Origin of the sequence: Thalassobacter stenotrophicus (assembly GCF_001458315.1) — a bacterium.
Lineage (GTDB): Bacteria > Pseudomonadota > Alphaproteobacteria > Rhodobacterales > Rhodobacteraceae > Thalassobacter > Thalassobacter stenotrophicus.
In genome coordinates this window covers 307,735-332,024 of record NZ_CYRX01000031.1, presented here as the reverse complement: position 1 = coordinate 332,024, position 24,290 = coordinate 307,735, and the positions used below count along the sequence as shown (strand labels likewise).

At 59.2% G+C, this 24,290-nt stretch carries 22 protein-coding genes and 1 tRNA gene; 15 read left to right on the top strand and 8 right to left on the bottom strand.

What is annotated here, in order from left to right; all coding sequences use genetic code 11:
* Positions 1–19: 19 nt before the first annotated feature.
* The 7 genes from THS5294_RS12240 to THS5294_RS12210 form a co-directional block, all read right to left on the bottom strand.
* Positions 20–2,218 (bottom strand): 3-hydroxyacyl-CoA dehydrogenase NAD-binding domain-containing protein, encoded by a 2,199-nt coding sequence (locus THS5294_RS12240; protein WP_058123986.1) that lies wholly within the window; start codon positions 2,216–2,218, stop codon positions 20–22.
* Between the two features lie 66 nt (positions 2,219–2,284).
* Positions 2,285–3,496, bottom strand: a complete 1,212-nt coding sequence (locus THS5294_RS12235) for an acetyl-CoA C-acetyltransferase (protein ID WP_058123985.1) — start codon at positions 3,494–3,496, stop codon at positions 2,285–2,287.
* 407 nt (positions 3,497–3,903) lie between these two features.
* Entirely contained in the window at positions 3,904–4,530 is a 627-nt protein-coding gene (locus THS5294_RS12230; RefSeq protein ID WP_058123984.1) for a glutathione S-transferase family protein, read from the bottom strand.
* Positions 4,531–4,678: 148 nt separating this feature from the next.
* A complete protein-coding gene (locus tag THS5294_RS12225; RefSeq protein ID WP_058123983.1) occupies positions 4,679–4,888 on the bottom strand; it encodes a hypothetical protein in 210 nt (69 codons plus the stop codon).
* Positions 4,889–4,945: 57 nt separating this feature from the next.
* The gene (locus THS5294_RS12220; protein WP_058123982.1) at positions 4,946–6,718 is read right to left on the bottom strand and encodes an acyl-CoA dehydrogenase C-terminal domain-containing protein; all 1,773 of its coding nucleotides are present in this window, start codon (positions 6,716–6,718) and stop codon (positions 4,946–4,948) included.
* Between the two features lie 33 nt (positions 6,719–6,751).
* The gene (locus tag THS5294_RS12215) at positions 6,752–7,153 is read right to left on the bottom strand and encodes a MerR family transcriptional regulator (RefSeq protein ID WP_038003913.1); all 402 of its coding nucleotides are present in this window, start codon (positions 7,151–7,153) and stop codon (positions 6,752–6,754) included.
* A gap of 295 nt (positions 7,154–7,448) precedes the next feature.
* Positions 7,449–7,820, bottom strand: a complete 372-nt coding sequence (locus THS5294_RS12210; RefSeq protein WP_038003682.1) for a MerR family transcriptional regulator — start codon at positions 7,818–7,820, stop codon at positions 7,449–7,451.
* Positions 7,821–7,915: 95 nt separating this feature from the next.
* Between THS5294_RS12210 and THS5294_RS12205 the strand changes: the two genes are divergently transcribed.
* The 10 genes from THS5294_RS12205 to THS5294_RS12160 all read left to right on the top strand — a co-directional run bounded on the left by THS5294_RS12205 (position 7,916) and on the right by THS5294_RS12160 (position 18,109).
* Positions 7,916–8,347, top strand: a complete 432-nt coding sequence (locus tag THS5294_RS12205; RefSeq protein WP_058124191.1) for a PaaI family thioesterase — start codon at positions 7,916–7,918, stop codon at positions 8,345–8,347.
* A complete protein-coding gene (locus THS5294_RS12200) occupies positions 8,344–8,853 on the top strand; it encodes a PaaI family thioesterase (protein ID WP_038003680.1) in 510 nt (169 codons plus the stop codon). The genes THS5294_RS12205 and THS5294_RS12200 overlap by 4 nt, the downstream gene beginning before the upstream one ends.
* Entirely contained in the window at positions 8,846–10,162 is a 1,317-nt protein-coding gene (locus THS5294_RS12195; protein WP_058123981.1) for an MATE family efflux transporter, read from the top strand. The genes THS5294_RS12200 and THS5294_RS12195 overlap by 8 nt, the downstream gene beginning before the upstream one ends.
* An 85-nt stretch (positions 10,163–10,247) precedes the next feature.
* Positions 10,248–12,665 carry an ATP-dependent helicase gene (locus THS5294_RS12190; protein ID WP_058124190.1) on the top strand — a complete coding sequence of 806 codons (2,418 nt, stop codon included), beginning with the start codon at positions 10,248–10,250 and terminating at the stop codon, positions 12,663–12,665.
* A 39-nt stretch (positions 12,666–12,704) separates the two neighbouring features.
* Positions 12,705–13,529 (top strand): TIGR00282 family metallophosphoesterase, encoded by an 825-nt coding sequence (locus THS5294_RS12185; protein ID WP_038003675.1) that lies wholly within the window; start codon positions 12,705–12,707, stop codon positions 13,527–13,529.
* Positions 13,526–14,446 carry a DMT family transporter gene (locus THS5294_RS12180; RefSeq protein ID WP_058123980.1) on the top strand — a complete coding sequence of 307 codons (921 nt, stop codon included), beginning with the start codon at positions 13,526–13,528 and terminating at the stop codon, positions 14,444–14,446. The genes THS5294_RS12185 and THS5294_RS12180 overlap by 4 nt, the downstream gene beginning before the upstream one ends.
* A 7-nt stretch (positions 14,447–14,453) precedes the next feature.
* Entirely contained in the window at positions 14,454–16,235 is a 1,782-nt protein-coding gene (locus tag THS5294_RS12175; RefSeq protein WP_058123979.1) for an SLC13 family permease, read from the top strand.
* 25 nt (positions 16,236–16,260) lie between these two features.
* On the top strand, positions 16,261–16,677 hold the full coding sequence (locus THS5294_RS12170; RefSeq protein ID WP_058123978.1) for a hypothetical protein: 417 nt from the start codon (positions 16,261–16,263) through the stop codon (positions 16,675–16,677).
* A gap of 96 nt (positions 16,678–16,773) precedes the next feature.
* Positions 16,774–17,277 carry a GNAT family N-acetyltransferase gene (locus THS5294_RS12165; RefSeq protein WP_058123977.1) on the top strand — a complete coding sequence of 168 codons (504 nt, stop codon included), beginning with the start codon at positions 16,774–16,776 and terminating at the stop codon, positions 17,275–17,277.
* 91 nt (positions 17,278–17,368) lie between these two features.
* The gene (locus tag THS5294_RS12160) at positions 17,369–18,109 is read left to right on the top strand and encodes a YebC/PmpR family DNA-binding transcriptional regulator (protein WP_038003668.1); all 741 of its coding nucleotides are present in this window, start codon (positions 17,369–17,371) and stop codon (positions 18,107–18,109) included.
* 80 nt (positions 18,110–18,189) lie between these two features.
* Here the strand turns inward: THS5294_RS12160 and THS5294_RS12155 are convergent, their stop codons facing one another.
* Positions 18,190–18,909, bottom strand: coding sequence for a VPLPA-CTERM sorting domain-containing protein (locus THS5294_RS12155; protein ID WP_199484384.1), 720 nt, complete (start codon positions 18,907–18,909; stop codon positions 18,190–18,192).
* Between the two features lie 168 nt (positions 18,910–19,077).
* Here THS5294_RS12155 and THS5294_RS12150 point away from each other — a divergent pair, with 168 nt between their 5' ends.
* The 5 genes from THS5294_RS12150 (at position 19,078) to THS5294_RS12130 (ending at position 23,823) form a co-directional block, all read left to right on the top strand.
* Positions 19,078–19,977, top strand: coding sequence for a DMT family transporter (locus tag THS5294_RS12150; RefSeq protein ID WP_058123975.1), 900 nt, complete (start codon positions 19,078–19,080; stop codon positions 19,975–19,977).
* Positions 19,978–20,054: 77 nt separating this feature from the next.
* On the top strand, positions 20,055–20,735 hold the full coding sequence (locus THS5294_RS12145; RefSeq protein ID WP_058123974.1) for a thermonuclease family protein: 681 nt from the start codon (positions 20,055–20,057) through the stop codon (positions 20,733–20,735).
* Positions 20,736–20,877: 142 nt separating this feature from the next.
* Positions 20,878–21,837 carry a class II fructose-bisphosphatase gene (gene glpX, locus THS5294_RS12140; RefSeq protein ID WP_038003662.1) on the top strand — a complete coding sequence of 320 codons (960 nt, stop codon included), beginning with the start codon at positions 20,878–20,880 and terminating at the stop codon, positions 21,835–21,837.
* A gap of 62 nt (positions 21,838–21,899) precedes the next feature.
* The gene (gene recJ, locus THS5294_RS12135) at positions 21,900–23,651 is read left to right on the top strand and encodes a single-stranded-DNA-specific exonuclease RecJ (protein ID WP_058123973.1); all 1,752 of its coding nucleotides are present in this window, start codon (positions 21,900–21,902) and stop codon (positions 23,649–23,651) included.
* Between the two features lie 97 nt (positions 23,652–23,748).
* Positions 23,749–23,823, top strand: a tRNA-Glu gene (locus THS5294_RS12130).
* Positions 23,824–24,290 lie beyond the last annotated feature (467 nt).

The following is a 24,290-nucleotide window of genomic DNA, read 5'->3' as shown; positions in this document are numbered from 1 at the left end:
CGCCATGGTCATGTGCAGGTTAGGCTGCGGATTTTTCGCCGCCAAACCGGTGATAAAAGCTTTGGCCTTTGTCGGCCATCTCTTGCAGCAGGGCAGGCGTTGTGAACCGGGGGCCATAGGTTTCGGTCAGGCGGTCACAGGTGTCTGCGGCCCACGGCGTGCCAACCATGTCGAGCCATGAGAACGGTCCACCGGACCACGGCGCAAAGCCCCAGCCGAGGATCGCGCCGACATCGCCTTCGCGGATGTCCATCAAGACACCTTCCTCCAGGGCGCGCACGGCCTCTAGAACTTGGGCGAACAACAGGCGGTGCTGGACTTCGGTGACATCTGGTTGCGCCTCTGCGAGGGGGAATTTCGGGCCAAGCCCTTCCCAAAGTCCGCCGCGCTTGCCCTTGGCGTCGTAGCTGTAGAAGCCCGCGTTGGATTTGCGGCCCAAGCGGCCTTCATCCGCCATCCAGAACAAGACCTCATCCACGGCCCCATCAGGATAGGCATCACCCATCGCGGCCCGGGTCGCCTTGGCGATTTTGACGCCCAGATCGATCGAGGTTTCATCCACCAATTGCAGCGGCCCCAATGGCATTCCGATCAGTTTGGCTGCGTTCTCAATCAGGGCAGGGGCGACGCCCTCGGCCACCATGCGCAGGCCCTCGTTGATGTAGGGGATGATACAGCGGTTGGCATAGAAGAACCGCGCGTCATTCACGACAATGGGTGTCTTGCGGATTTGGCGCAAATAATCGAGCGCCTTGGCCACAGCACGGTCGCCGGTGGCTTTGCCCTTGATGATTTCGACCAAGAGCATCTTTTCCACGGGTGAGAAGAAGTGGATGCCGATGAACTGCTCGGGCGCACCGCTGGCCTTGGCCAACTGGCTGATTGGCAGGGTCGATGTGTTGGTCGCAAAGATACAATCGGGCCCAACGGCGGCTTCAACCTTGGCGGTGACCTCGGCCTTGACGGTCGGATCCTCAAACACGGCCTCCACCACCAGATCACAGCCCGCCAGCGCGGCGTAATCCGTCGTGGCGGTGATTTGTGCCAGTACGGCGGCCTTTTTCTCGGCCGTGACTTTGCCGCGCTTCATACCCTTGTCGAGGTAGGTCTCGCTATAGGCCTTGCCGCGGTCGGCGGCGTCTTGGGCGGCATCAATCAGCACCACCTCGATGCCTGCCTGCGCAGACACAAGTGCGATGCCAGCCCCCATCATGCCCGCACCAATCACACCCAGTTTGCGGACCTTTTGATCCTCAACCTCTGGGCGGACCGCGCCTTTTTCCAGGGCCTCTTTGTTGATGAACAACGACCGGATCATCGCAGAGGAGGAGGGGTTCATCAGCACATTGGTGAACCAGCGTGCTTCAATCCGAAGGGCAGTGTCGAAATCCACCATTGCGCCTTCGTATACGGCAGACAGAAGCGCCTTGGCCGCAGGGTAGACGCCTTGTGTTTTGCCGTTCACCATAGCGGAGGCGCCAACAAACGTCATGAAACCCGCCGGGTGATAGGGGGCACCACCGGGCATTTTGTAGCCCTTTTCATCCCATGGTTTGGTGATCTTTGGGCTGGATAGGACCCACTCTTTGGCCTTCGCATGCAGCTCGTCGGGGGCGACGACCTCATCCACGATGCCCGCCGCTTTGGCCTTTTTCGGATCGCTCAGCTTACCCTCCAGCAGGAAGGGCGAGGCGGCCATGGCACCCATTTTGCGCACCAACCGGGTGGTGCCGCCCATGCCGGGAAAGATGCCGACCATGATTTCGGGCAGTCCGATTTTGGCCTTTGGATTGTCGGCGGCAAAAATGCGGTGGCATGCCAGCGGGATTTCCAGCCCAATGCCAAGCGCTGTGCCGGGCAGACAGCAGGCAATCGGCTTGCCGCCTTTGTTTGTCTTGGGGTCTTGGCCTGCGCGCTCAATTTTGCGCAGGATACGGTGGCAGGCCATCAACCCGTCCATAAGGCCGCGCGCGGGGTCGTCGCCCGCGGCTTCCTTCATGGTCGCAATGATGTTCAGGTCCATGCCGCCCGCAAACGAGCCGGGCTTGCCCGAGGTGATGATGACGCCCTTAACCGCGTCATCGGCCAACGCCTGATCGATCAACGCATCAAGGTCTAGATAACCCTGTTGGTTCATCACATTCATGGACTTACCGAGGGTATCCCACGTGATTGTGGCCACGCCGTCAGCGTCCGTTTTCATGGTAAAGTCAGTCATTTACAGATCCTTTGGCAAACGACGCAGGGGCTGCGCGGGATGTCATAGTGGGAAGGTCGCGCGGCATTAGATACGCTCAATAATGGTGGCAGCACCCATGCCAGAGGCCACGCAAAGAGTGGCAAGGCCGGTGCTTTTGCCGCTGCGCTCTAGCTCATCCAGAAGCGTGCCAATGATAATGGCGCCGGTGGCCCCAAGGGGGTGACCCATCGCAATGGCCCCGCCGTTCACGTTCACACGGTCATGGTCCACGTCAAACGCTTGCATGAACCGCAACACCACAGAGGAGAACGCCTCATTCACTTCGAACAGATCGATGTCGGCGATATTCATGCCCGAGGTTTTGAGGATGTGTTCCGTCACCGGGACCGGCCCGGTCAGCATGATCGTCGGGTCCAGCCCAATTTTGGCCGTTGCGCGAATGACCGCGCGGGGTTTGAGGCCGTGCGCCTCACCAAAGGCTTTGGAGCCGACCAAAACGCCCGCAGCACCATCCACAATGCCCGAGCTGTTGCCCGCGTGGTGGATGTGGTTGATCCGCTCCAGATGGGGGTATTTCATCAGCGCGATTTTGTCGAAACCGGGCATGACCTCACCCATGGCTTGGAACGCGGGGTTCAGGCTGCCGAGCGATTGCATATCGGTCTGCGGGCGCATGTATTCATCGTGATCAAGGATCGTGAGGCCGTTTTGATCGCGCACTGGCACGACTGATTTGGCAAAACGGTTGTCGTCCCACGCGGCCTTGGCACGCTGTTGGCTGGTCACGGCAAGGTGGTCGGCTTGTTCACGGGTGATGCCGTATTCGGTGGCGATGATATCTGCCGAAATCCCTTGGGGGACGAAGTATTGGTCCATCGCGACTGAAGGATCGACGGCAATCGCCGCCCCGTCCGAGCCCATCGCGACGCGGCTCATGCACTCAACACCGCCCGCGATATAGGCATCACCTGCGCCGCCGCGGATTTGGTTGGCCGCAAGGTTAACGGCCTCCATGCCAGAGGCACAGAAACGGTTAATGCTGAGCCCTGGGATGCGTTCATCCAGATCAGAGGCCAACACGGCGGTCCGCGCCAAGCAGCCGCCCTGTTCCATCACTTGGGTGGCATTGCCCCAGATCACGTCTTCAACCGCGTGGCCTTCTAGCCCGTTACGTTCGCGCAAGGCGTTCAGAACATTGGTGGAAAGCCGCACGGCGGTGACTTCGTGCAGGCTGCCGTCCTTGCGGCCCTTGCCGCGCGGTGTGCGCACGGTGTCGTAGATATAAGCGTCAGACATGGTTGCGGTCCTTTGCAACGTTTGGGGGCGGCCTTGGTGTGTGTGTCCGAGGCGACATCTTTGTTTGCGTGCCTCATAGATATAGCACGCCAGTGGTTTAGGTGCAGGCTTGCGCCCGTTGGTTAGAAGTTTGGCAAGTCATTGCCGGCAATGCGAGGGGGCGCGGCCCGCATGACGTAGCGTTTTTTACGTGAACGTAAGGTCGGTTTGCGCGCAGGCTTGGGCCAGTCACGTGGATAGATATTGCATGCGCGGTCTATTGGTCCGCACGGCATTGCAGAGGCGCGGAAAAATCTCGGTTTGTGGCGATCAAAACTGGGCGCGCCGCCATGCATACCAAAAGGCTGCGCGGCGAAACTGCCGCGCAGGGTAATTAGGTGAGTGTCGAAGTGTTTGGGCGTTGCCCGTTATGCACCGAAGGCGCGTTGCATCAAGTCGTAGGGATGTTTCCAGCCCGGCGTGGCCGCGATCCGGTCCAGCCAAGCGTCAATATTGGACCATTCTGTGCGGTCAAACCCAAAGGGTTCCTCGTAGAAAAGATAACCACAGCAGGCAGTGTCGGCGATGGTAATTTGATCGCCAACGATCCAATTGCGCCCCTCTAGGTGGTCATTCAAGACGCCATAAGTCGCCTTGAGACGCCCCTGCATAAAGCCGATCACTTCTTGGGGGCGTTTTTCGGGGGGCAGGAAATTCATCAAGAAACGGGTCATCCCGGCCTGACCGGACAGTTTGTGATTGTCCCACAGGAGCCAACGCAGCACTTCACGTTTGTCTTCTGACGACGCGGGCATCAGCTTGCCCGTTTTTTCGGTGACATAGGTTTGGATCGCGCCGGATTGGGTGATGGTTTGATCGCCGTCCAGCAGAACGGGGACCTCACCCATGGGGTTGATCGCGCGAAATTCAGGTGTGCGGCTGCCGCCGTTGAAAAAATCAACATGGACTGGGGTCCAGTCAACTTCGGCCAGTGTGAGGGTCAACGCCGCTTTGTACGCGTTGCCGCTTTCGCCGAAGCAATAGAGTTTGGTCATTGGATAGAGCCTCCCGCCCTGAGTTTTGCCTTTGCACGGAGTGGTACTGTGCAATGTGCGCGCGGACCAGAGATGTATCGCGTTTGGCGGGAGATTGGGGGCTTTGTGTTTTACGGAACTTTGGTGGTCTGTGCTGCTCGGCCGCTTTCTAGTCGGCTTGCGAAAGCCGATTTTTGAAGCCCGCGAGGCGGTGCATCAGGGTCGCGTCGTCCAGCAGGCCCGATAGGTTTTCGAACACGAAACTCAGCGCCTCATCCTCTGTCAAACCTGATTGCGCGGCAAAGGCCCGAAGCTGCCGATACCCGGCATCCGTCATTTTTGCGGGAAAGTGGCAGGTGAGGCGGGGAGGTGGCGGCATTTGAGGCATTGATCCGTGATTGCGTGGCGGGGACGGGCCCCGCCACGCAGTCTTGGCTTAGAAATGGGCCGCGTCTAGTGCCATCAAGGTATCTGCCCCGGTTTCGATGCGCGACAAATGCATCGAGGTCGCGGGCAGTTGGCGGGCCATGTAGTAGCGCGCAGTTGCGAGCTTCGCGTCATAGAAATCACGATCCTCGGCGCCGTTGGCCAGCGCGTCCTGTGCGGCGCGTGCCATGCGTGCCCACATCAGGCCAAGGCAAACATGCCCCATCATGTGCATAAAGTCATAGGACCCTGCGAGCGCATTGTTGGGGTTTTTCATGCCCGCTTGCATGAAGTACATGCCCGCAGCCTGTAGATCTTTGGAGGCTTTTTTGAGCGGTTCAACGAAGGCGGCCATCTCGTCGCTCTCGTTTTCCTTGCAGAAAGTTTTCACCATCTCAAAGAAGCCCATCACATGCTTGCCACCGTCCTGTGCGAGCTTGCGGCCCACCAGATCAAGCGCCTGTACACCATTCGCACCCTCATAAATCATGGCGATCCGTGCGTCGCGGGCGAATTGGGACATACCCCACTCTTCGATGTAACCGTGCCCGCCATAGACCTGTTGGGCGTTGATGGTCATCTCATAGCCCTTGTCGGTCAGGAACCCTTTGATGACGGGGGTCATTAGGGAAATCAGGCCGTCGGCTTCGGCGTCCGAGTTGCGATGCGCCCGGTCGATGAGGTTAGCCCCCCAGAATGCAAAGGCGCGCGCGCCTTCGACAAAGGACTTTTGGTCCATCAGATTGCGGCGAATGTCGGGATGTACGATCAGCGGATCAGCGGCCAGTTCGGGGTGCTTTGTGCCGGTCACGTCACGGCCCTGTAGCCGGTCAAGGGCATAGGCGCGGGCGTTTTGATAGGCGACTTCGGACTGGGCATAGCCTTGAAGGCCGACGCCAATGCGCGCTTCGTTCATCATTGTGAACATTGCGCGCATGCCTTTGTGCGCTTCACCCAAGAGATATCCGGTCGCACCGTCGTAGTTCATCACGCAGGTTGAGTTGCCGTGGATGCCCATTTTCTCTTCAATCTTGCCGACCGAAAGATCGTTGCGCGCGCCAAGGCTGCCGTCGTCGTTTACGAGGACCTTAGGGACAATGAACAGGGACACGCCCTTGATCCCCTCGGGCGCGCCGGAAATCTTGGCGAGAACAAGGTGGATGATGTTGTCCGCCATGTCGTGATCACCGGCTGAGATGAAAATCTTTTGCCCTGTGATTTTATAGCTTCCGTCGTCTTGGGGCTCTGCGCGGGTGCGCATCAGGCCAAGGTCCGTGCCACAATGTGGCTCGGTCAGGTTCATGGTGCCGGTCCATTCACAGGTCACCATCTTGGGCAGGAACGTTTGTTTTTGGGCGTCTGAGCCGTGGGCATGGATCGCGGAATAGGCACCATGGGTCAGGCCAGGGTACATGTTGAACGCCATGTTCGAGGCGGACATGATCTCGCCAACCGCAGTGTGCATCAGATAAGGCAGGCCTTGGCCGCCGTAGGCAGGGTCGCAGTCAAGGGCAGTCCAGCCACCATGGCGCATTTGATCAAAGGCCTCTTTAAAACCGGTTGGCGTGCGCACCACGCCGTTCTCTAGCTGACACCCTTCGCGGTCGCCCACTTCGTTGAGCGGATGCAGGACTTCGCTCGCGATCTTGCCCGCTTCCTCCAACACCGCGCCGGTGAAATCGGCGTCCATTTCGTCATAGCCTGGGATGTTCTGCTCAGAAGCTTTGAGGACCTCGTGCAGCACGAATTGCATGTCTTTGGTGTTGGCGTTGAACGCTGGCATTTCCTGTCTCCCTGCCGTCGCCCAGGGTATCTGTTACGAGGCGACTCTTTGGTTAGTGTTCGCGGAGGCGATAAGGCTCGCTCCCCATTCCAGTTGGCTCTCAAGTTCGGCGATCGCCTCGTTGAGTTCATCACGTTGGACAATCATCGCATCGAGACGATTTTTGCCGATTTCATAAGTGCGGGCGTACTGAGTGGCTTGCCCGTCACCGAGGTAATAAAGATCCAGAAGTTGGCGGATTTCTTCGAGGCTGAACCCAAATCGCTTGCCGCGCAGGATCAATTTGAGCCGGGCACGGTCACGCTTGGTAAACAGTCGTTTTTGCCCTTCACGGATTGGGCTCAACAGCTCCTTCGCCTCATAGAACCGAAGAGTACGCGGCGTTACATCATATGCATCGCACATCTCTCGGATGGTCATCGTTTCTTCAGACATCTTTTTCACCATTCACAACTCCTGCGCAGCTGTGTGTGCACCGGAAATGTGAATTTCCAGTTTATGCTACAAGTTTATATTACGTTTACGTAACTCTAACGTCGCGTCACATTTTAGGTGACCAAAGGTCGGTCCGAAAACGCGCCCATACAGCCGAAAACCAACGCCAAAGCGAGGAGACAGTATTTAAAACCGCCTGTAGGAGCCAGCTATCAGTGACAGAAAATCATCGGTCTAGAGCGCATCTTACGGATCGGGGCGCTCTCTTTCGTATAGGAAACGCGCGTCCGTATCGTTAATCCGGCAGAGTATCGGCCACATTATCGCGCAAAGTTTGCAGCTGTGAGATCGCTTCATCCACCTCTGCCCGACGCTGCGTTAACTCTTGCAGCTGTTTGTCGGCCAGTTCGATCCAAGCCAGCATCTGTGTCCGGCCCTCGGGATCGGCGTCATAAAGCTCGAGCCACTGGCGAATCTCTTCCAGTGAAAAGCCGAATTTCCGCCCCCGCAGGATCAAGGTCATGCGGGCGACTTCGCGGGCACCGTAAAACCGTGTGCGACCTTCTTTTTCGGGAAACAGAAGCTCAATGTACTCGTAATGCCGCAACGTGCGTGGCGTTACATCAAATTTTTCGCACATTTCTTTGAAGCTGATCCGCTCGCTCATCGTAGTCTCCCTCAATCCCTGCGAGAAGTATGCGCGTAATCGCGGGGCAATGCCAACCCTTGCCCCGCAGCGATGTGCGGCGCATACACAAACCCATGGATACAACCGACGAAAAATCCCAACGCGTCCGCGCCTTTATGGAGGCACTGCCCCATTGCAGGGCGCTGGGTCTAGAGATGACCGAAATTGGCGGAGGGCAGGCCGTGATGCGTATGCCTTATAATCCGGCGTTGGTGGGGGACCCGGCAACGGGGGTGGTCGCGGGTGGGGCTGTGTCGGCCTTGATGGACAGCTGTGGCGGAGCGGCCGTGATGTGCCACCCCAAGGCGGTGGCGAGTACGGCAACATTGGATTTACGCATCGATTACATGCGCGCGGCCACGCCGGGGCAGGCCATTACGACACGCGCGGTATGTCATCATATCACACGCTCAGTCGCATTTGTCCGCGCAGAGGCGTTTGATGACGACGCAAGCACGCCAGTGGCCGTGGCCAACGGCGCCTTTACCGTTGAGATGCAATCATGAAGCGGCCCGAACCCATTCAAATCGTCAAACAACGCCGGGATGCCGCGTTGGCGGCTTTGATCGAAGGGGTGCCCTACATCCAATTCATGGGCATCGGGTTTGAACGTCGCGGTGATGAACTTACGGGTATTTTGCATTTCGATGAAAAGTTGATTGGCAATATGATGTTGCCCGCGCTGCACGGTGGGGCCACGGCGGCTTTTCTTGAGGTGACGGCAACCATCACCCTGTCATGGGCCATGATTTGGGATGATCTGGAGCGCGGCGATCTTCAGGACCTGACGCCGCAAACCTTGCCGCGCCTGCCCAAGACGATTGATTTTACCGTCGATTACCTGCGCGCAGGCTTGCCGCGTGATGCCTATGCACGCGCACGGATCAACCGCAAAGGCCGCCGTTATGCCAGCGTCCACGTTGAGGGCTGGCAAGACAACCGAGACCGTTTGCACGCCCAAGCCACGGGGCATTTCCTAATGCCCACACGCCCGACCGTTGGGAATGGCTGATACGATCACCCACGCCCGGGTGCTCAAGATTTCGGTGCCCATTGTGATTTCGAACGCGACGGTGCCGTTGATGGGCATCGTCGATACCGGCGTCGTAGGGCAAAGCGCGCAGGCCGCGCCGATTGCGGCGGTTGCTGCGGGCGCAATCACGCTTTCTGCTGTGTACTGGATATTCGGATTTCTGCGCATGGGCACGGCAGGCTTGGCGGCGCAGGCGACGGGTGCGGGCGACCGGGTTGAGGTCGGCGCACTGTTGATGCGGGTCTTGTTGATTGGGTTTGGGGCAGGGGTCGTGATGATCGCGACCCAATGGGCCATCATGGCCGGGGCCTTCGCGATTTCACCGGCGGAGCCAGAAGTTGAGGCTCTCGCGCGGTCCTACATTGGTATCCGTGTGTGGTCCGCGCCCGCAGCCATCGCGCTTTATGGGATCACCGGCTGGCTGGTCGCCCAAGAGCGCACGGACCAAGTCATGGTGCTGCAAATCTGGATGAACGGGGCGAACATCGCGTTGAGCTATGGGCTGGGCTATATGCTCGACTTCGGGGTGCCGGGGGTGGCATGGGCGACGTTTATGGCGGAATGGTCGGGCCTTGCTCTGGGGCTGTGGTTTTGTCGGGGCGCGTTTCGGGTGCCGGGATGGGCCACGCCTGCGCGCATTTTCGATCGGGCGCGGTTGATCAATATGGCGTCAGTGAATTCCGACATCATGATCCGCTCGGTCCTGCTGCAAATTGCCTTCACCTCTTTCATTTTGGTGCATTCGGCGCAGCTCGGCACCGTGCCGCTGGCCGCGAACCAAATCTTATTGCAGTTTTTGTTCGTGACCTCCTATGCGATGGACGGGTTTGCCTTTGCCGCAGAGGCGTTGGTGGGCAAAGCCTTTGGCGCGGGCAACCCCGCCCGCGTGCGCCGCGCCACGCTGATGACCAGCTTTTGGGGGGTGATCACCGTGACCCTCTTGGCGGTCATCTTTGCTATTATGGGGCCGTGGGGGATTGAGGTGCTGACGAAATCACCCGAGGTGCAGGCAGAAGCGCGTCGCTATCTACCGTGGGTCATTGCGGGGCCTCTGATCGGCTGTGCATCGTGGATGTTTGACGGGGTGTTCATCGGTGCAACCCGGTCGCGCGATATGCGCAACATGATGGTTCTGAGCTTTTTGCTGTATTTCGCCGCTGTTTACGTTCTTTTGCCCTACGGAAATCACGGGTTGTGGGCGGCGCTGATGATCTTTTTCGGGGCGCGGGGCATCACCCTTGGCCTGCGATATCCAGCATTAGAGCGGGCGGCAGGGCGCGCGGCCTAAGGGCCCATGAGCGGCCCGCAGTAATCGCGCGAACGGATCAAGAACACATCTTGGCCTTTTCGATATGACGCGTTACGTTTGCGATATGATGGATTTTGACGACTCCGAAGGCTTCGAAAGCCTCTCATCGCGCGCGATGGCCGCGCGTCCCACGCCCTACATGGATGGGCTGAACCCGGAACAACGCCGCGCCGTTGAGACGCTGGATGGTCCGGTCTTGATGCTTGCAGGGGCGGGCACAGGCAAAACGCGGGCTCTGACCGCCCGGATTGCCCATTTGCTGAATACGGCCAAGGCGCGGCCCAACGAAATCCTTGCGGTGACATTCACCAACAAAGCCGCCCGCGAGATGAAGGATCGGGTCGGGAAGCTCACCGGCCATGTCGAAGGGATGCCGTGGCTGGGCACATTTCACGCGATTTGTGTCAAGTTGCTGCGCCGTCATGCAGAGTTGATCAAGCGCGATGACCCTTTGTTGGATGGTGGCCAGAATGTCCCGCACCTAAAGTCAAACTTCACGATCCTCGATACCGATGACCAAATCCGTCTGCTCAAGCAGTTGATCGTGGCCGAAGGAATTGATGACAAACGTTGGCCCGCGCGGGCCTTGGCCGGGGTCATCGACCAATGGAAAAACCGCGCTTGGACGCCTGATCAGGTGCCTGCCAGCGAAAGCAGCGCCTATGACGGCAAGGGTGTGGCGCTATACCGAGCTTATCAGGATCGGTTGCTCACGCTCAATGCGGTGGATTTCGGCGATCTGCTTTTGCATGTCGTGACTATTTTCCAAACGCATTCCGACGTGTTGGAACAGTACCGCCGCTTTTTCCGCTATATTCTTGTGGACGAATACCAAGATACGAACGTGGCGCAGTATATGTGGTTGCGGCTTTTGGCTGGTGGACATCGGAATATTTGCTGCGTGGGCGATGATGATCAGTCGATCTATGGCTGGCGCGGCGCCGAGGTGGGCAACATCCTGCGGTTTGAGCGTGATTTCGAGGGTGCCGCCGTTATCCGGCTGGAGCAGAATTACCGCTCGACCCCGCATATCCTTGCCGCAGCCTCTGGCGTGATTGCGGGCAACAAGGGCCGTCTTGGCAAGACCCTATGGACCGAGATGGAGGAGGGCGAGAAGGTCAACCTCATCGGGCATTGGGACGGCGAAGAGGAGGCCCGCTGGGTCGGCGAAGAAGCTGAGGCTGCCTTGCGCGGAACGCGCGGACGTCGGGCCTTTGCGCTCAACGATATGGCGATTTTGGTGCGTGCTTCGCACCAGATGCGCGCTTTTGAGGATCGGTTCCTGACGATTGGTCTGCCGTACCGGGTGATTGGCGGGCCACGTTTCTATGAACGCTTAGAGATCCGCGACGCGATGGCGTATTTCCGCGTTGTGATCAGCCCGGATGATGATCTTGCGTTTGAGCGGATCGTGAATACGCCCAAGCGGGGGCTCGGTGATAAGGCGCAGCAGAAAATCCAGATGATGGCGCGCAGTAATGGCGTCAGCCTGTTGGAGGGCGCGCGCCTTATGGTTGAAACCAAAGGCATCGGGGGCAAGGGTGGCGCAGAGCTGGCCAAGCTGGTTGCGGGTTTGGATCGGTGGCGCGATGCGCTGCTGTCAGGGCGCGATCACATCGAGTTGGCCGAGGTGATCCTAGAGGAATCCGGCTACACCGACATGTGGCTCAACGACAAAACACCCGAAGCGCCGGGGCGATTGGATAACCTTAAGGAGCTTGTAAAAGCCCTTGAAAACTTTGAAAATCTTCAAGGCTTTCTGGAGCACGTCAGCCTAATTATGGACAATGAGAGCGACAGTGGTGAGGACAAAATCACCATGATGACGCTGCACGCGGCTAAGGGTCTGGAATTCCCCATGGTGTTCCTGCCAGGGTGGGAGGACGGCTTGTTTCCCTCTCAGCGATCAATGGACGAAAGTGGGCAAAAGGGCCTCGAGGAAGAGCGGCGGCTGGCCTACGTCGGGATCACCCGCGCCGAGGAAGTTTGCACCATTAGTTTTGCCGCTAACCGGCGCGTCTATGGCCAGTGGCAATCCTCGCTTCCGTCGCGGTTTATTGACGAGCTGCCCGAAAAGCATGTCGAGGTTTTGACCCCACCCGGGCTCTATGGCGGGGGCTTTGGGGCTGCGGGCATGGCGCAGGCGCAGACCCGGGCGATGGGGGGCGGTGTTGAAAGTGACATCACCGAACGCGCGACCAAGGCGGATGTCTACAACTCACCCGGATGGCGGCGATTGCAGGCCAACGCCAGTGCGCGCACGCTGTCGCAGCCCAAGGAAAGCCGGACCATGGTGATCGACGCTCAAGCCGTCAGCGCCCATTCCATTGATGACCGGGTGTTCCACACGAAATTCGGCTACGGCACGGTTGAGGCGATTGAGGGCGACAAGCTGGAGGTGGCGTTTGACAAGGCGGGCACCAAAAAGCTGGTGGGCCGGTTCCTCGTTCCAGCGGATCAAGCCGGTGATGTGCCGTTCTGACGCTTGCGCGGGCCCTGCGGGACGCGTAGGGCTGCGCATATGAAAATACTATTCTTAGGCGATGTTATGGGGCGGTCTGGCCGCAGTGCGGTCACGGAGCGTTTGTCTGCGCTGCGGGCCGCGTGGGGGCTGGATTTCGTTGTGGTGAACGGCGAAAACGCGACCTCGGGGCACGGGTTAAACCGCGATCATGCGCGCGCGCTGCTTGATGCAGGTGCGGACGTGATCACACTGGGCGATCACGCCTTTGATCAAAAAGACATGCTGGGCACGATTGAGAGTGAGCCACGTATTCTGCGGCCGATCAATATCTCAAAGGCGGCACCGGGACGCGGGCATCGCATTTATGAAGTGCCGGGTGGGCGCAAGGTCCTTGTGGCGCAGGTGTTGGGCCGGGTGTTCATGAAGCAACCCTACGATGATCCGTTTTCCCCGCTGGACGCGCTGTTTCGGACGCATCGGCTGGGTGCTGCGGTGAATGCGACATTGATTGATATCCATTGCGAAGCCACGTCCGAGAAAATGGGCGTTGGGCATTTTTGCGACGGCAAAGCCAGCGTCGTTGTCGGCACCCACACCCACGTACCCACGGCAGACGCGCAAATTCTGCCCGGTGGCACCGCGTTCCAGTCGGACGCCGGGATGTGCGGCGACTATGACAGCGTGATCGGCATGGAAAAGACCGAACCCATGCGCCGCTTTATCACCGGAATGCCCAAGGCGCGGTTTTCGCCCGCTATGGGCGAGGCCACGCTAAGCGGGCTTTATGTGGAAACCGACGACCGCACAGGCAAGGCCACGCGGGTGGTACAGGTGCGTCAAGGCGGGCGGCTCAGCCCCTCGGGCCCCGAGGCAGTGGGATGACACGCGCGCCCACGCACCCAGCCTCCGGGCTGCTTGTGGGCGTTCTCATCTTGATGGGGGCAGGGTGGGGACTTGGCCAACCTCTGACCAAAATTGCCGTGTCCACCGGATTGCCGACGTTGGGCCTTTTGGCGTGGCAACTCATGATCGGTGCTGTTGTATTGTGCAGCTTTATCGTGCTGCGTGGCGGGCGTATCCCACTGGCCCCGCGCAATCTGTTTTTCTATGGCTGGATCGCGTGTGTAGGGACGCTGTTCCCGAATTATGCCTCGTATGAGGCGGCGCGGGTCCTGCCCGCAGGGATCATATCGATCCTTTTGTCGACGGTTCCGATGATCGCCTTTCCGGTTGCGCTTGGCCTTGGGCTTGAACGGTTTGAGCTGCGACGCCTGTTGGGGCTTTTGTTCGGCTTGGCGGGTGTTTTGTTGATCACCCTCCCGGACGCAAGCCTGCCGGAGCGCGCGATGCTTGCTTTTGTCCCGCTGGCCCTGATCGCGCCGTTGTTTTACGGGGCCGAGGGAAATCTGGTCGCGCGGTTTGGCACCGGCGGGGTGGACGCGGTCACGGTGATTGCGGGCGCGTCATTAGTGGGTGCCTGCGTTTTGGCGCCCTTGGCCGTCGCGACTGGGCAGTGGGTCACACCCGCCCTGACGCTGCCGCATGGTGCCTTGGCGCTGTCGGCGTTGCTGCACACGGTGGTCTATGTGGCTTACGTCTGGATGGTGGGGCGCGCGGGCTCGGTTTTCGCGGCGCAGGTCAGCTATCTGGTCACGGGGTTTGGTGTGATGTGGGCCATGCTCATCCTGGGAGAGCGGTTTGCGCCCACTGTCTGGCTGGCTATGGTGGTGATGTTTGCAGGCCTTGCGATGGTGCAGCCCCGCCCAAAGCTGCTGGCCCCCAAAGAGATTAGAACGTGAGATCGTCATGGAATTAGTGACCCTTAGCCAGTCGGCGCAAGCCACCTTGGCCTTGTTGACGGTGGGGGTGATGTTTGCCCTGTTTCTGCGGGAAACGTTCCCAACCGAGGTTACGGCTATCATGGGGGTTGCGGTCCTATTGGTCACAGGTGTGCTACCCTACGAGGCCGCGATTGGAGTACTGTCCAACCCTGCGCCGTGGACAATTGCGGCGATGTTTATCGTGATGGGGGCGTTGGTGCGCACAGGCGCGCTCAACTGGTTCACTGCACGGGCTGAGGCGCAAGCTGACATCAGCCCGAGGCGTGCAATCGGTGCGTTGATGGCTTTGGTTATTGTGGCCTCTGCGTTTGTGTCCAACACCCCGGTGGTCGTCGTGATGATCCCGGTTTTTGTGCAATTGGCGAATAAGCTTGGCACTGTCCCGTCCAAGCTTTTGATCCCGCTTAGCTATGCCGCGATCATGGGGGGCACGCTAACGCTGATTGGGACCTCGACCAACCTGTTGGTTGACGGGGTCGCGCGGGCCGAGGGGCTGACACCGTTCACGATCTTTGAGGTCACGCCACTTGCCGTCGTGCTGGTCATCTATGTGATGATTTACCTTTATTTTGTGGCCCCGCGTGTGTTGCCAGAGCGGACCTCGATGGCCGCAATGCTGGGCGGCGACAAATCCAAGATGAAGTTCTTTACCGAAGCCGTGATCCCGCCAGAATCCAACCTTGTGGGGCGTGAGGTTTTGGGCGTGCAGCTGTTCAAACGCGAAGGCGTGCGGTTGATCGACGTGATCCGGGGGGATGCCTCGTTGCGGCGGAACCTAAAGGGTGTCGAGTTGCAGGTCGGGGATAGGGTTATCCTGCGCACCCCAATGACGGAGCTTTTGTCGCTGCAACGGGATAAGTCGCTAAAGCGGTTGGATCAGGTGGGCGCGACCGAGACGACCACGGTTGAGGTGTTGATCACGCCCGGCGCGCGCATGGTTGGACGGCGGTTGGGTGAGATGCGTTTGCGCCGCCGCTACGGCGTCTATCCGATTGCAGCCCACCGGCGGGACCGTAACATCGGGACAGACCTTGATAGCCTGATCGTAAAGGTCGGCGATACGTTACTGCTTGAGGGCGCGCCAGAGGATATTCACCGCTTTGCCTCGGACATGAACCTCGTGGATGTGTCTAAGCCCGAGGCGCGTGCATACCGTCGCGAAATGGCGTGGGTGCCCGTGACGGCGATGATCGGTTTGGTGGTCATGGCGGCTTTGGGCATTGCGCCGATTTTCCTGTTGGCGGTTCTGGCTGTGGCATTGGTGCTCGCGACCCGCTGCATTGATGCCGAAGAGGCGTTTGAATTCATCGAAGGCCGCTTGTTGGCGTTGATCTTTTCGATGCTCGCGATTGGGGCGGCGCTGCAATCCTCTGGCGCGGTGACACTGATTGTGGACGCAGTTGCGCCTTATCTTGCGGGATTGCCGCCCTTTTTGCTGGTCTGGGCGATTTACCTTCTGACCAGTATCTTGACGGAGTTGGTTTCCAACAATGCGGTTGCGGTCGTGGTGACGCCGATTGCGATTGCTCTGGCCGCGTCGCTGGGCATTGATCCACGCCCCTTGGTCGTGGCGGTGATGGTCGCGGCCAGCGCGTCGTTTGCTACGCCGATTGGATATCAAACCAACATGATGGTCTACGGTCCCGGCGGCTACAAATTTACGGATTTCATGAAGCTGGGCATCCCGTTGAACGTCACGGTAGGGCTGCTCGCCAGCGTGATGATCCCGTTTATCTGGCCATTCTAAGCCCGACCCAACAGGAGAAGAAACCATGCGTGCAATAATGATTTTGGGTGGCTGTTTAGGGGTGATGGCCTGCACCACGACGCCGGTTGAGCTGGTTCCCTCAGGCGATGCGCGCGTGGCAGAGGTGTCAGTGCGGCCCGATGTGTTGAGCATCACCATGACGGATGGCGCGCGCTGCGTGGCCGAGCGGCCTGATGACATTCGCACCGGGTGGTCCAGTACGACGGACAACTGCGGCTATGCGCTGCCGTTCTCGGTGCTGTTTTTTGCAGGGGCCGAAGATCCCGCACGGTTTGCGGTGGAACCGGGGCCTGCGGTGATTGCCGCAGACGGCACGCTGATGCCTCGCGCCGAGGTCTATGTGACGGACGTTGATGGCGTGCAAAAGCAGTTCGTTCGGCGCTTGGACAATGTCCGCATTCAGGTTGTTGACCCCGTCTGACGGAGCAACGGTGCGGCAACAAGCAGAGCTAAGCCCAAAGCCGGGCCACGTGCCGTGCCATTTGCGCAAGTGTCTTCGATAGGGCATCGTGCCGTAATGCTGATCGAAGATGAAATTCTGACGCTACGGCGTCTGTGTGTGGCCGACTTACAGGCTTTCCAGTCCTATCGCTCGGACCCTGTGGTGGGGGCCTATCAAAGTTGGAGCGTGATGAGCGACGATCAGGCCCGCAGCTTTCTGGCGGCGGTTGCTGACGCGCCTTTGTTCGTGCCGGGGGAATGGTCGCAGATCGCGATTGTGGCCGATGGGTTGGTCGGAGACATCGGCCTGTGCCTTGATGGCGCAAGCCGTGAGGTTGAGATCGGGATCACGCTTGCGCGCGGGGCTCAGGGGTTGGGCTACGCGCGCCGCGCTGTCCGGCTGGCCGTGCAGTTGGTGTGGCGCGACAGCTCCGCGCAGTGCATTCGGGCCATTACTGACGCACGGAATGTCGCCGCTTTGATCTTGCTGGAACACTCTGGATTTCGCGAGGGTCCACCGCTGATAACGGAGGGCATTCCCGAGCGGCAATTCACCCTAAACCGCCCCAATTTGCCCTAAGCCGATCTGCGCACTGCACAGGCTTGCAGCCCCAAGGCTCTTGGCCCTATAACCGCACGAAATTCTCGGACCAAATGAACGGAGACGACCCATGGCAGGGCATAGTAAATGGGCCAACATCCAGCACCGCAAGGGCCGGCAGGATAAAATCCGTGCCAAGCTGTTTTCCAAAATGGCCAAGGAAATTACCGTGGCCGCCAAAATGGGCGACCCCGATCCCGAGAAAAACCCGCGTCTGCGCTTGGCCGTAAAAGAGGCCAAATCGCAATCCGTGCCCAAGGATGTGATTGATCGCGCGATCAAGAAATCCCAAGGCGGGGATGCCGACAGCTATGATGAGATCCGCTATGAGGGCTATGGCCCGGGCGGTGTTGCCGTAATCGTTGAGACGATGACCGACAATCGCAATCGGACTGCCTCGACCGTGCGCTCCACTTTTTCCAAGAACGGCGGCAACTTGGGTGAGACAGGCTCAGTCGGGTTTATGTTCGATCGCAAGGGGCAGGTGGTTTATTCGGCCAGCGTCGGCGACGAAGACACCGTGATGATGGCCGCGATTGAGGCCGGTGCCGAAGACGTCGAAAGCGATGGCGAGGTGCACGTTGTGTGGTGTGCAGATACGGACCTGAGCACCGTATCCACAGCGCTTGAGGCGGAATTGGGCGAGTCGGAGACGACCAAACTGGTATGGCGTCCGACGACCACCACAGAGTTAGACCTTGAAGGTATGGAAAAGCTGATGAAGCTGATCGAAGCCTTGGAAGACGACGATGACGTACAGACCGTCACGGCGAACTTTGAAGCCTCGGATGAGGTGATGGAACAGCTTTGATCCCAGCCCAATAGGGCAGATGATCAGACAATAAAAAAGCGCCCTTTTGGGCGCTTTTTCTTTTTCACTATAAAGATCGGTTATGTGGTCTTGCGACGCCGCGCAAAACCCAAAGCCGCGAGGCCCGTCATCAGCAGGGCGACACCCGCAGGTAGCGGCACTGCCGAAACCATCACGTTATCAATGGCACCAGAGTTGCGGCCAAAGTCAAAAGTCAGCTGGTCGACCCGCGCGCTTGTGCCAAGAGCCAAGCGTTGCAGCGCGTTTTCCGTGCGGCCGTTGTCGATGATGCTGGAAAAGACTGCGTTGCCATCCAGCGACCCGCTGACCACCAACGTGCCGTCATCAATAAACGTAACACCCGAAAACAGGACATCCATGGCGGTGAAATCGAAGGTAATCACGCCGCCGCTGCGGTTGTCGTCCACTTCGTTGCCAGTGTTGTTACGATCATCCGGGGTTTCATCAACCACGAGCACGTTGTTGATCGGATCCACAAGGGGACCCAGCGTATCAACCACGACATACGTGGGCTCGATATCGGGGTCACGGCCGCCGCGTGGGTTGCCAGCGCCGTCAACGGTCGCATAGGCGCGTGCTACCGTGGTGTTGCCGCTTGGATTTACGATCGTGCTGACCGTTGCTGAAACCGAGCCATCGGCGGACATGATGCTGTAGATGTCCTGTCCGTTGATGACCCCAATGCCATTGCTTGTGTCAAAGTCGATCACCGCAGCAGAGGCGGCCCCGCACATTGCAACCCCAAGGGCAGATGCGGCTAATGTCCGTCTTAAATTCATGTTGATCCCCAACTTAGTATAATTTGTATCCTTAGATACCATTTTGACTTTAGCGTAAAGATCAGATTGCTGTATCGATTATGGAAATTGCCGTAGCGGAATTTTGCATATCCGGCATGCGGTGCCTTTTTGTTGTGCACCCTCGCGATCTGCGCCAATGCTGTGGGCATGACCACACCAAACAAACCCCTTGTCGGAGTTCTTTGGATGATCGTCACGGGGCTGTGTTTTGTCACGGTAACCGCGATCGTCAAGCACTCGGCCCAAGACTTGCCTGCCGCACAGGCGGCCTTCATGCGATATGTGTTGGGCTTGGTGTTTTTGTTGCCCGTGGCCAAAGGCCTTATGGCCACACGGCTCGAGCGCGCGACGCTTGTTCGGTTTTCGCTGCGCGGTGTGATCCATTCTCTGGGCGTGATCTTGTGGTTCTTTTCGATGACGCGCATCCCCATCGCAGAGGTTACTGCGATGAACTACCTTGTGCCGATTTACGTGACCGTAGGTGCGGCCCTTTTCCTAGGTGAAAAGCTGGCAGCAAGACGCATCGCGGCCGTTGGGGCAGGGTTGTTGGGCGCGCTCATTATTTTGCGCCCCGGCTTCCGCGAGGTTGATCTGGGCCACATCGCGATGCTCGGCACGGCGGCTGGCTTTGCTGGATCATACCTTTTGGCAAAGAAGCTCTCGGGTGAGGTGCCGGCCAGCATGGTGGTGGCCATGTTGTCGATCTTTGTTACGCTTGGGCTTGCGCCCTTTGCCTTTGCGGTCTGGGTGCCGCCCAGTCTTGAGGATTGGGGATGGATGTTCCTAGTCGCGGTCTTCGCAACGGGGGGGCATTACGCGATGACTTACGCGTTTGCTGCCGCACCTGTGACTGTGACCCAGCCGGTGACATTTTTGCAGCTGGTCTGGGCGGTGCTGCTGGGGTGGCTCGCGTTTAACGAAACCCCTGATGTGTGGGTGATTGTGGGTGGGGGTGTGATTATCTCGGCCGTCAGCTTCATCACGTGGCGCGAATCTGTATTGCGCCGGGCGCAGGCCCGGGCGGCGATTGAGGCCGGGCAGGTCTGATCCTCGCTTAACTGCGGATTAACCATTCGTTCATGTTTTGTCTTGTGGGCTGGGGGCGTCGTCCTTACATCGCCACTATGTATTTACGTTATATCGCGTTTTCGGCCTTAGCCGCTGTGTTGTCCGCGCCTGTCATGGCACGCGCGGATTTGGTGTTTTCCGGTCCGGTTGTCATGGGCGATGGGGACAGCCTGCGGGTTGGCGGATCACAGAATTTGCGGCTCATTGGGATCGACGCGCCCGAGCTGGATCAAACCTGCATGCTCGATACTGGGGCGACATTTGCCTGTGGTACTTGGGTGGCTGAAACGGTGCGCAAGGCGTTCAATGGGCGGGCGGCGACCTGCACGGCGCAACAGATTGATCGCTATGACCGTCCGCTTGTGACTTGCACCATCGGGGGCGAAGACCTGGGCGCGCGGCTGGTGCGTGAAGGCTTGGCGCTGACCTACCGAGAGAGCAAAACCTACGCTGCTGAGGAAAAGGCCGCGATCCTTGCGGACCGGGGGCTTTGGTCCATGGACATGCAGGACCCGTCTGAGCATCGGCGCGCGCGGGCCACAAACCGTGCCGCGCCAAATTCTGCGCCCGATCCTGCGTGCACGATCAAGGGCAACATCTCCTCCAATGGCCGCATCTATCACCGCCCCGGCGATGAGAACTATGCGCGCACAAACATCCGTGTCGATCGCGGCGAGCGGTGGTTCTGCACCGAGGCTGAGGCACGGGCGGCAGGGTGGCGCGGGGCTCGCCGCTAGGCCACGGGCCAGAACGACTGCGGTCAAATTGCGGGGAAATGGCAATCGCGCAACGGCGCGACATGTTGTTAGCGCCCTCATGCTTGCCCCGCCGATGCCCGCAGGATAAGTCGAGTTAACCTCAGAATGGAAAGACAGGCTTATGACCAAACCCGATTTCAACGACCGCATGTTGTCCCTGGGCCTTGCCCGCGTTTCGGAGGCAGCGGCACTTGCCTCTGCTAAGCTGATCGGGCGCGGCGACGAAAAGGCCGCGGACCAAGCGGCTGTGAACGCCATGCGCGAACAGCTCAATCAGCTGGACATCGCAGGCGTCGTTGTCATCGGCGAGGGGGAGCGTGACGAAGCCCCTATGCTGTACATCGGCGAAGAAGTGGGCACAGGCGAAGGACCAGGCGTGGATATCGCGCTGGACCCTCTGGAAGGCACTACGCTGACTGCAAAAGACATGCCCAACGCGTTGACCGTTATCGCGATGGGGCCGCGCGGCTCAATGCTGCACGCGCCTGATGTATACATGGAAAAGCTGGCGATTGGACCCGGTTATCCGGAGGGCATCGTAACGCTGGACATGACACCGACCCAACGTGTCGAAGCACTGGCCAAGGCCAAAGGCTGCGGCCCCGAAGGGATCACTGTCTGTGTTCTGGAGCGCCCTCGCCACGAAGCACTGGTGACTGAAATCCGCGCGACCGGTGCTGCGATCCGTCTGATCACTGATGGTGACGTGGCTGGTGTGATGCACTGCGCCGAGGCCGAGATCACAGGTATCGACATGTACATGGGTGAGGGGGGCGCGCCTGAGGGTGTGCTTGCGGCATCGGCGCTGAAATGTATGGGCGGGCAGATGTATGGCCGCCTGTTGTTCCGCAACGATGATGAGCGTGGCCGCGCCGCAAAAGCGGGCATCACGGACCTCGACAAGATCTATTCTCGCGATGAGATGGTGACTTCGGACGTGATCTTTGCCGCGACTGGCGTGACCGATGGCTCCATTGTGTCCGGCATTAAACGTGAGGTCGGCTACATGACCGCCGAGACGATCCTGATGCGCTCCAAAACCGGTTCGGTCCGCCGGATGGTCTATCGCAACCCAGTCTAAGCCCCTGTCGCGATGCGGCAGATCAACGACAGACCAAACGCGCACCATAGGGGGCTGCTCGCATGACGGTAGGACATGTTTTGGGAGTGGCTGCCTCAGTCACGGGGCGCGCTTGGGTTGGGATTGATCCCGCGCAGGATCGCGCGGCCGAGGCGCTTGTGCAAAGTACGGGGCTTCCACAGGCGCTGTGCCGCCATTTGGCGCGGCGCGGCGTTGCGGCCGATGAGGTCGAAAGCTTTCTTGCGCCCAAGCTTCGTGATTTGTTGCCTGATCCACTGAGCCTGCGGGACATGGCACCAGCAGCGGAGCGACTTTTGCGTGCGGTTCAAAAGCGCGAAAAGATTGCCGTGTTCGCGGATTATGACGTGGATGGTGGCAGCTCCGCAGCCTTGTTGATTTGGTGGCTGCGCGATCTTGGGTTGGGGGCGACGCTCTATGTGCCCGACCGGATTGATGAAGGCTATGGCCCGAACCCAACGGCCATGGCCGCGCTGGCGCGTGACAATGATTTGATCCTGTGTGTGGACTGCGGCACGCTCTCGCATGATGCCATTGCGGCGGCGGACGCGGCGGATGTTGTGGTGATTGACCACCACTTGGGTGGTGAAACGCTGCCTCCAGCGCTGGCGGTCGTGAACCCCAACAGGCAGGACGAAAGCGGCGATCTGGGGCATCTGTGCGCGGCGGCCGTCGTGTTTTTGGTGCTGGTCGAGGCGAACCGTCAAATGCGCGTTGCGGGTCACAAAGGCCCGGACTTGATCGCGATGTTGGATTTGGTGGCCCTTGCGACCGTCGCGGATGTCGCGCCCTTGGTGGGCGTGAACCGTGCACTGGTCCGTCAGGGGCTTCAGGTTATGGGGCGGCGGGCGCGCCCCGGTTTGGTGGCCCTTGCAGATGAGGCGCGGCTGGACACGGCGCCGTCCTCTTATCACCTCGGGTTTGTCCTGGGTCCGAGGGTGAACGCGGGCGGTCGGATCGGCGCGGCTGATCTGGGGGCGCGGCTTTTGGCGACGGCAGATGCCCACGAGGCGGCAGCGCTTGCGGCCCGGTTAGAGGTTTTGAACGCTGAGCGCCGGGATATCGAGGCGCAGGTGCGTGAGGCCGCTTTGGCGCAGGCCGAGGCACGGGGGCTGGATGCACCGCTGGTGTGGGCCGCTGGTGAGGGTTGGCATCCGGGCGTTGTGGGTATCGTTGCTTCTCGCCTCAAGGAGACGACGAACCGTCCCGCTGTGGTGATTGGACTGGAGGGTGGATTTGGCAAAGGCTCGGGTCGATCTGTCCATGGTGTTGATCTTGGCGCCAGTATCCAAAAGCTCGCTGCGGAGGGGCTACTGGTCAAGGGGGGCGGACACAGGATGGCCGCGGGCCTGACAGTGGCCGAGGATCAGCTGGAGGCTGCAATGACGCGCCTGTCCGAGCTACTCGACAAGCAGGGGGCAGGGGTAGGCGGCCCACAAGACCTCAAGATCGACGCGACTTTGATGCCGGGTGCAGTCACGACCGAATTGATCGAACAATTGGAACAAGCTGGTCCTTTTGGGCAGGGCGCACGCGCGCCACGATTTGCGTTTCCTGAGGCCCGTGTGACGTTTTCCAAACCGGTCGGGCAGGGACATCTTAAACTGGTTTTGTCCGATGGTGGGCCGGTACGTCTGGAGGCAATCGCCTTTGGTGCCGCGGATAACGGAATCGCTGCAGCGATTGCCGACGCCGCTGGCGCACCGCTGCATTTTGCAGGTCGTTTGGAGGTGAATTCCTGGGGCGGACGGCAGACCCCACAGCTCCGTATAGAAGACGTTTCACGCCCCATTTAGACCCTCTTTTGGGTCGCTAAATTTTTTATCCAAAAAGAGTGAATTTTCCTCTTGCGCGCTCCGCGGGGTTTGCCTAAACACCGCCTCACAGAAGAGTGGCCCGTTCGTCTATCGGTTAGGACGCCAGGTTTTCAACCTGGAAAGAGGGGTTCGATTCCCCTACGGGCTGCCACTGTTTTTACTCAAACCACGCGTTAATAGATGCGCCAGTAGGTGCCGGTAAAACAAATCTATCTTTTGACAACTAGTAGGACAGGCAGTCTACCTAAACTGTTCGCTGTCAAGTATTCGGGACGTGAAGCACGTTGCCTATGTCTGCTAAGCGTTTCGCTGGCCTACAATTCTTGCCTTAACATTCAACGATACGCAGTGGGATGTAGGATAGTGTGGAGGTTTGCGCCGCAAGCTAAAACGTCAGCCGGGCAATATTCATTATACAGCCACTTAGCCTCTAAGCACGTCCAGGCTGCAAGAAAAAATCCATTCTCTACTTGAGATGCTTTTCGCCTCTATGTTTGCATCGGTATCCTCGCTCTCCCAAGGCTAACGATACTCATTTGTGCGGCTCAGACGACTGGCTGTGGACGACGTGTGGGGGGGGGGCGGACTTGGATTGGCAATTTGCGACCTTTGATGAGT

What these genes read in the sequence shown, in the direction of transcription:
- THS5294_RS12150 (WP_058123975.1), top strand. Translation starts at nt 19,078, where the DNA reads ATGACCACACCAAACAAACCCCTTGTCGGAGTTCTTTGGATGATCGTC.
- THS5294_RS12200 (WP_038003680.1), top strand. Translation starts at nt 8,344, where the DNA reads ATGAAGCGGCCCGAACCCATTCAAATCGTCAAACAACGCCGGGATGCC.
- THS5294_RS12220 (WP_058123982.1), bottom strand. Translation starts at nt 6,718, where the DNA reads ATGCCAGCGTTCAACGCCAACACCAAAGACATGCAATTCGTGCTGCAC.
- glpX (WP_038003662.1), top strand. Translation starts at nt 20,878, where the DNA reads ATGACCAAACCCGATTTCAACGACCGCATGTTGTCCCTGGGCCTTGCC.
- THS5294_RS12195 (WP_058123981.1), top strand. Translation starts at nt 8,846, where the DNA reads ATGGCTGATACGATCACCCACGCCCGGGTGCTCAAGATTTCGGTGCCC.
- THS5294_RS12215 (WP_038003913.1), bottom strand. Translation starts at nt 7,153, where the DNA reads ATGTCTGAAGAAACGATGACCATCCGAGAGATGTGCGATGCATATGAT.
- THS5294_RS12155 (WP_199484384.1), bottom strand. Translation starts at nt 18,909, where the DNA reads ATGAATTTAAGACGGACATTAGCCGCATCTGCCCTTGGGGTTGCAATG.
- THS5294_RS12225 (WP_058123983.1), bottom strand. Translation starts at nt 4,888, where the DNA reads ATGCCGCCACCTCCCCGCCTCACCTGCCACTTTCCCGCAAAAATGACG.
- recJ (WP_058123973.1), top strand. Translation starts at nt 21,900, where the DNA reads ATGACGGTAGGACATGTTTTGGGAGTGGCTGCCTCAGTCACGGGGCGC.
- THS5294_RS12160 (WP_038003668.1), top strand. Translation starts at nt 17,369, where the DNA reads ATGGCAGGGCATAGTAAATGGGCCAACATCCAGCACCGCAAGGGCCGG.
- THS5294_RS12205 (WP_058124191.1), top strand. Translation starts at nt 7,916, where the DNA reads ATGGATACAACCGACGAAAAATCCCAACGCGTCCGCGCCTTTATGGAG.
- THS5294_RS12165 (WP_058123977.1), top strand. Translation starts at nt 16,774, where the DNA reads ATGCTGATCGAAGATGAAATTCTGACGCTACGGCGTCTGTGTGTGGCC.
- THS5294_RS12170 (WP_058123978.1), top strand. Translation starts at nt 16,261, where the DNA reads ATGCGTGCAATAATGATTTTGGGTGGCTGTTTAGGGGTGATGGCCTGC.
- THS5294_RS12190 (WP_058124190.1), top strand. Translation starts at nt 10,248, where the DNA reads ATGATGGATTTTGACGACTCCGAAGGCTTCGAAAGCCTCTCATCGCGC.
- THS5294_RS12210 (WP_038003682.1), bottom strand. Translation starts at nt 7,820, where the DNA reads ATGAGCGAGCGGATCAGCTTCAAAGAAATGTGCGAAAAATTTGATGTA.
- THS5294_RS12185 (WP_038003675.1), top strand. Translation starts at nt 12,705, where the DNA reads ATGAAAATACTATTCTTAGGCGATGTTATGGGGCGGTCTGGCCGCAGT.
- THS5294_RS12235 (WP_058123985.1), bottom strand. Translation starts at nt 3,496, where the DNA reads ATGTCTGACGCTTATATCTACGACACCGTGCGCACACCGCGCGGCAAG.
- THS5294_RS12145 (WP_058123974.1), top strand. Translation starts at nt 20,055, where the DNA reads ATGTATTTACGTTATATCGCGTTTTCGGCCTTAGCCGCTGTGTTGTCC.
- THS5294_RS12175 (WP_058123979.1), top strand. Translation starts at nt 14,454, where the DNA reads ATGGAATTAGTGACCCTTAGCCAGTCGGCGCAAGCCACCTTGGCCTTG.
- THS5294_RS12240 (WP_058123986.1), bottom strand. Translation starts at nt 2,218, where the DNA reads ATGACTGACTTTACCATGAAAACGGACGCTGACGGCGTGGCCACAATC.
- THS5294_RS12230 (WP_058123984.1), bottom strand. Translation starts at nt 4,530, where the DNA reads ATGACCAAACTCTATTGCTTCGGCGAAAGCGGCAACGCGTACAAAGCG.
- THS5294_RS12180 (WP_058123980.1), top strand. Translation starts at nt 13,526, where the DNA reads ATGACACGCGCGCCCACGCACCCAGCCTCCGGGCTGCTTGTGGGCGTT.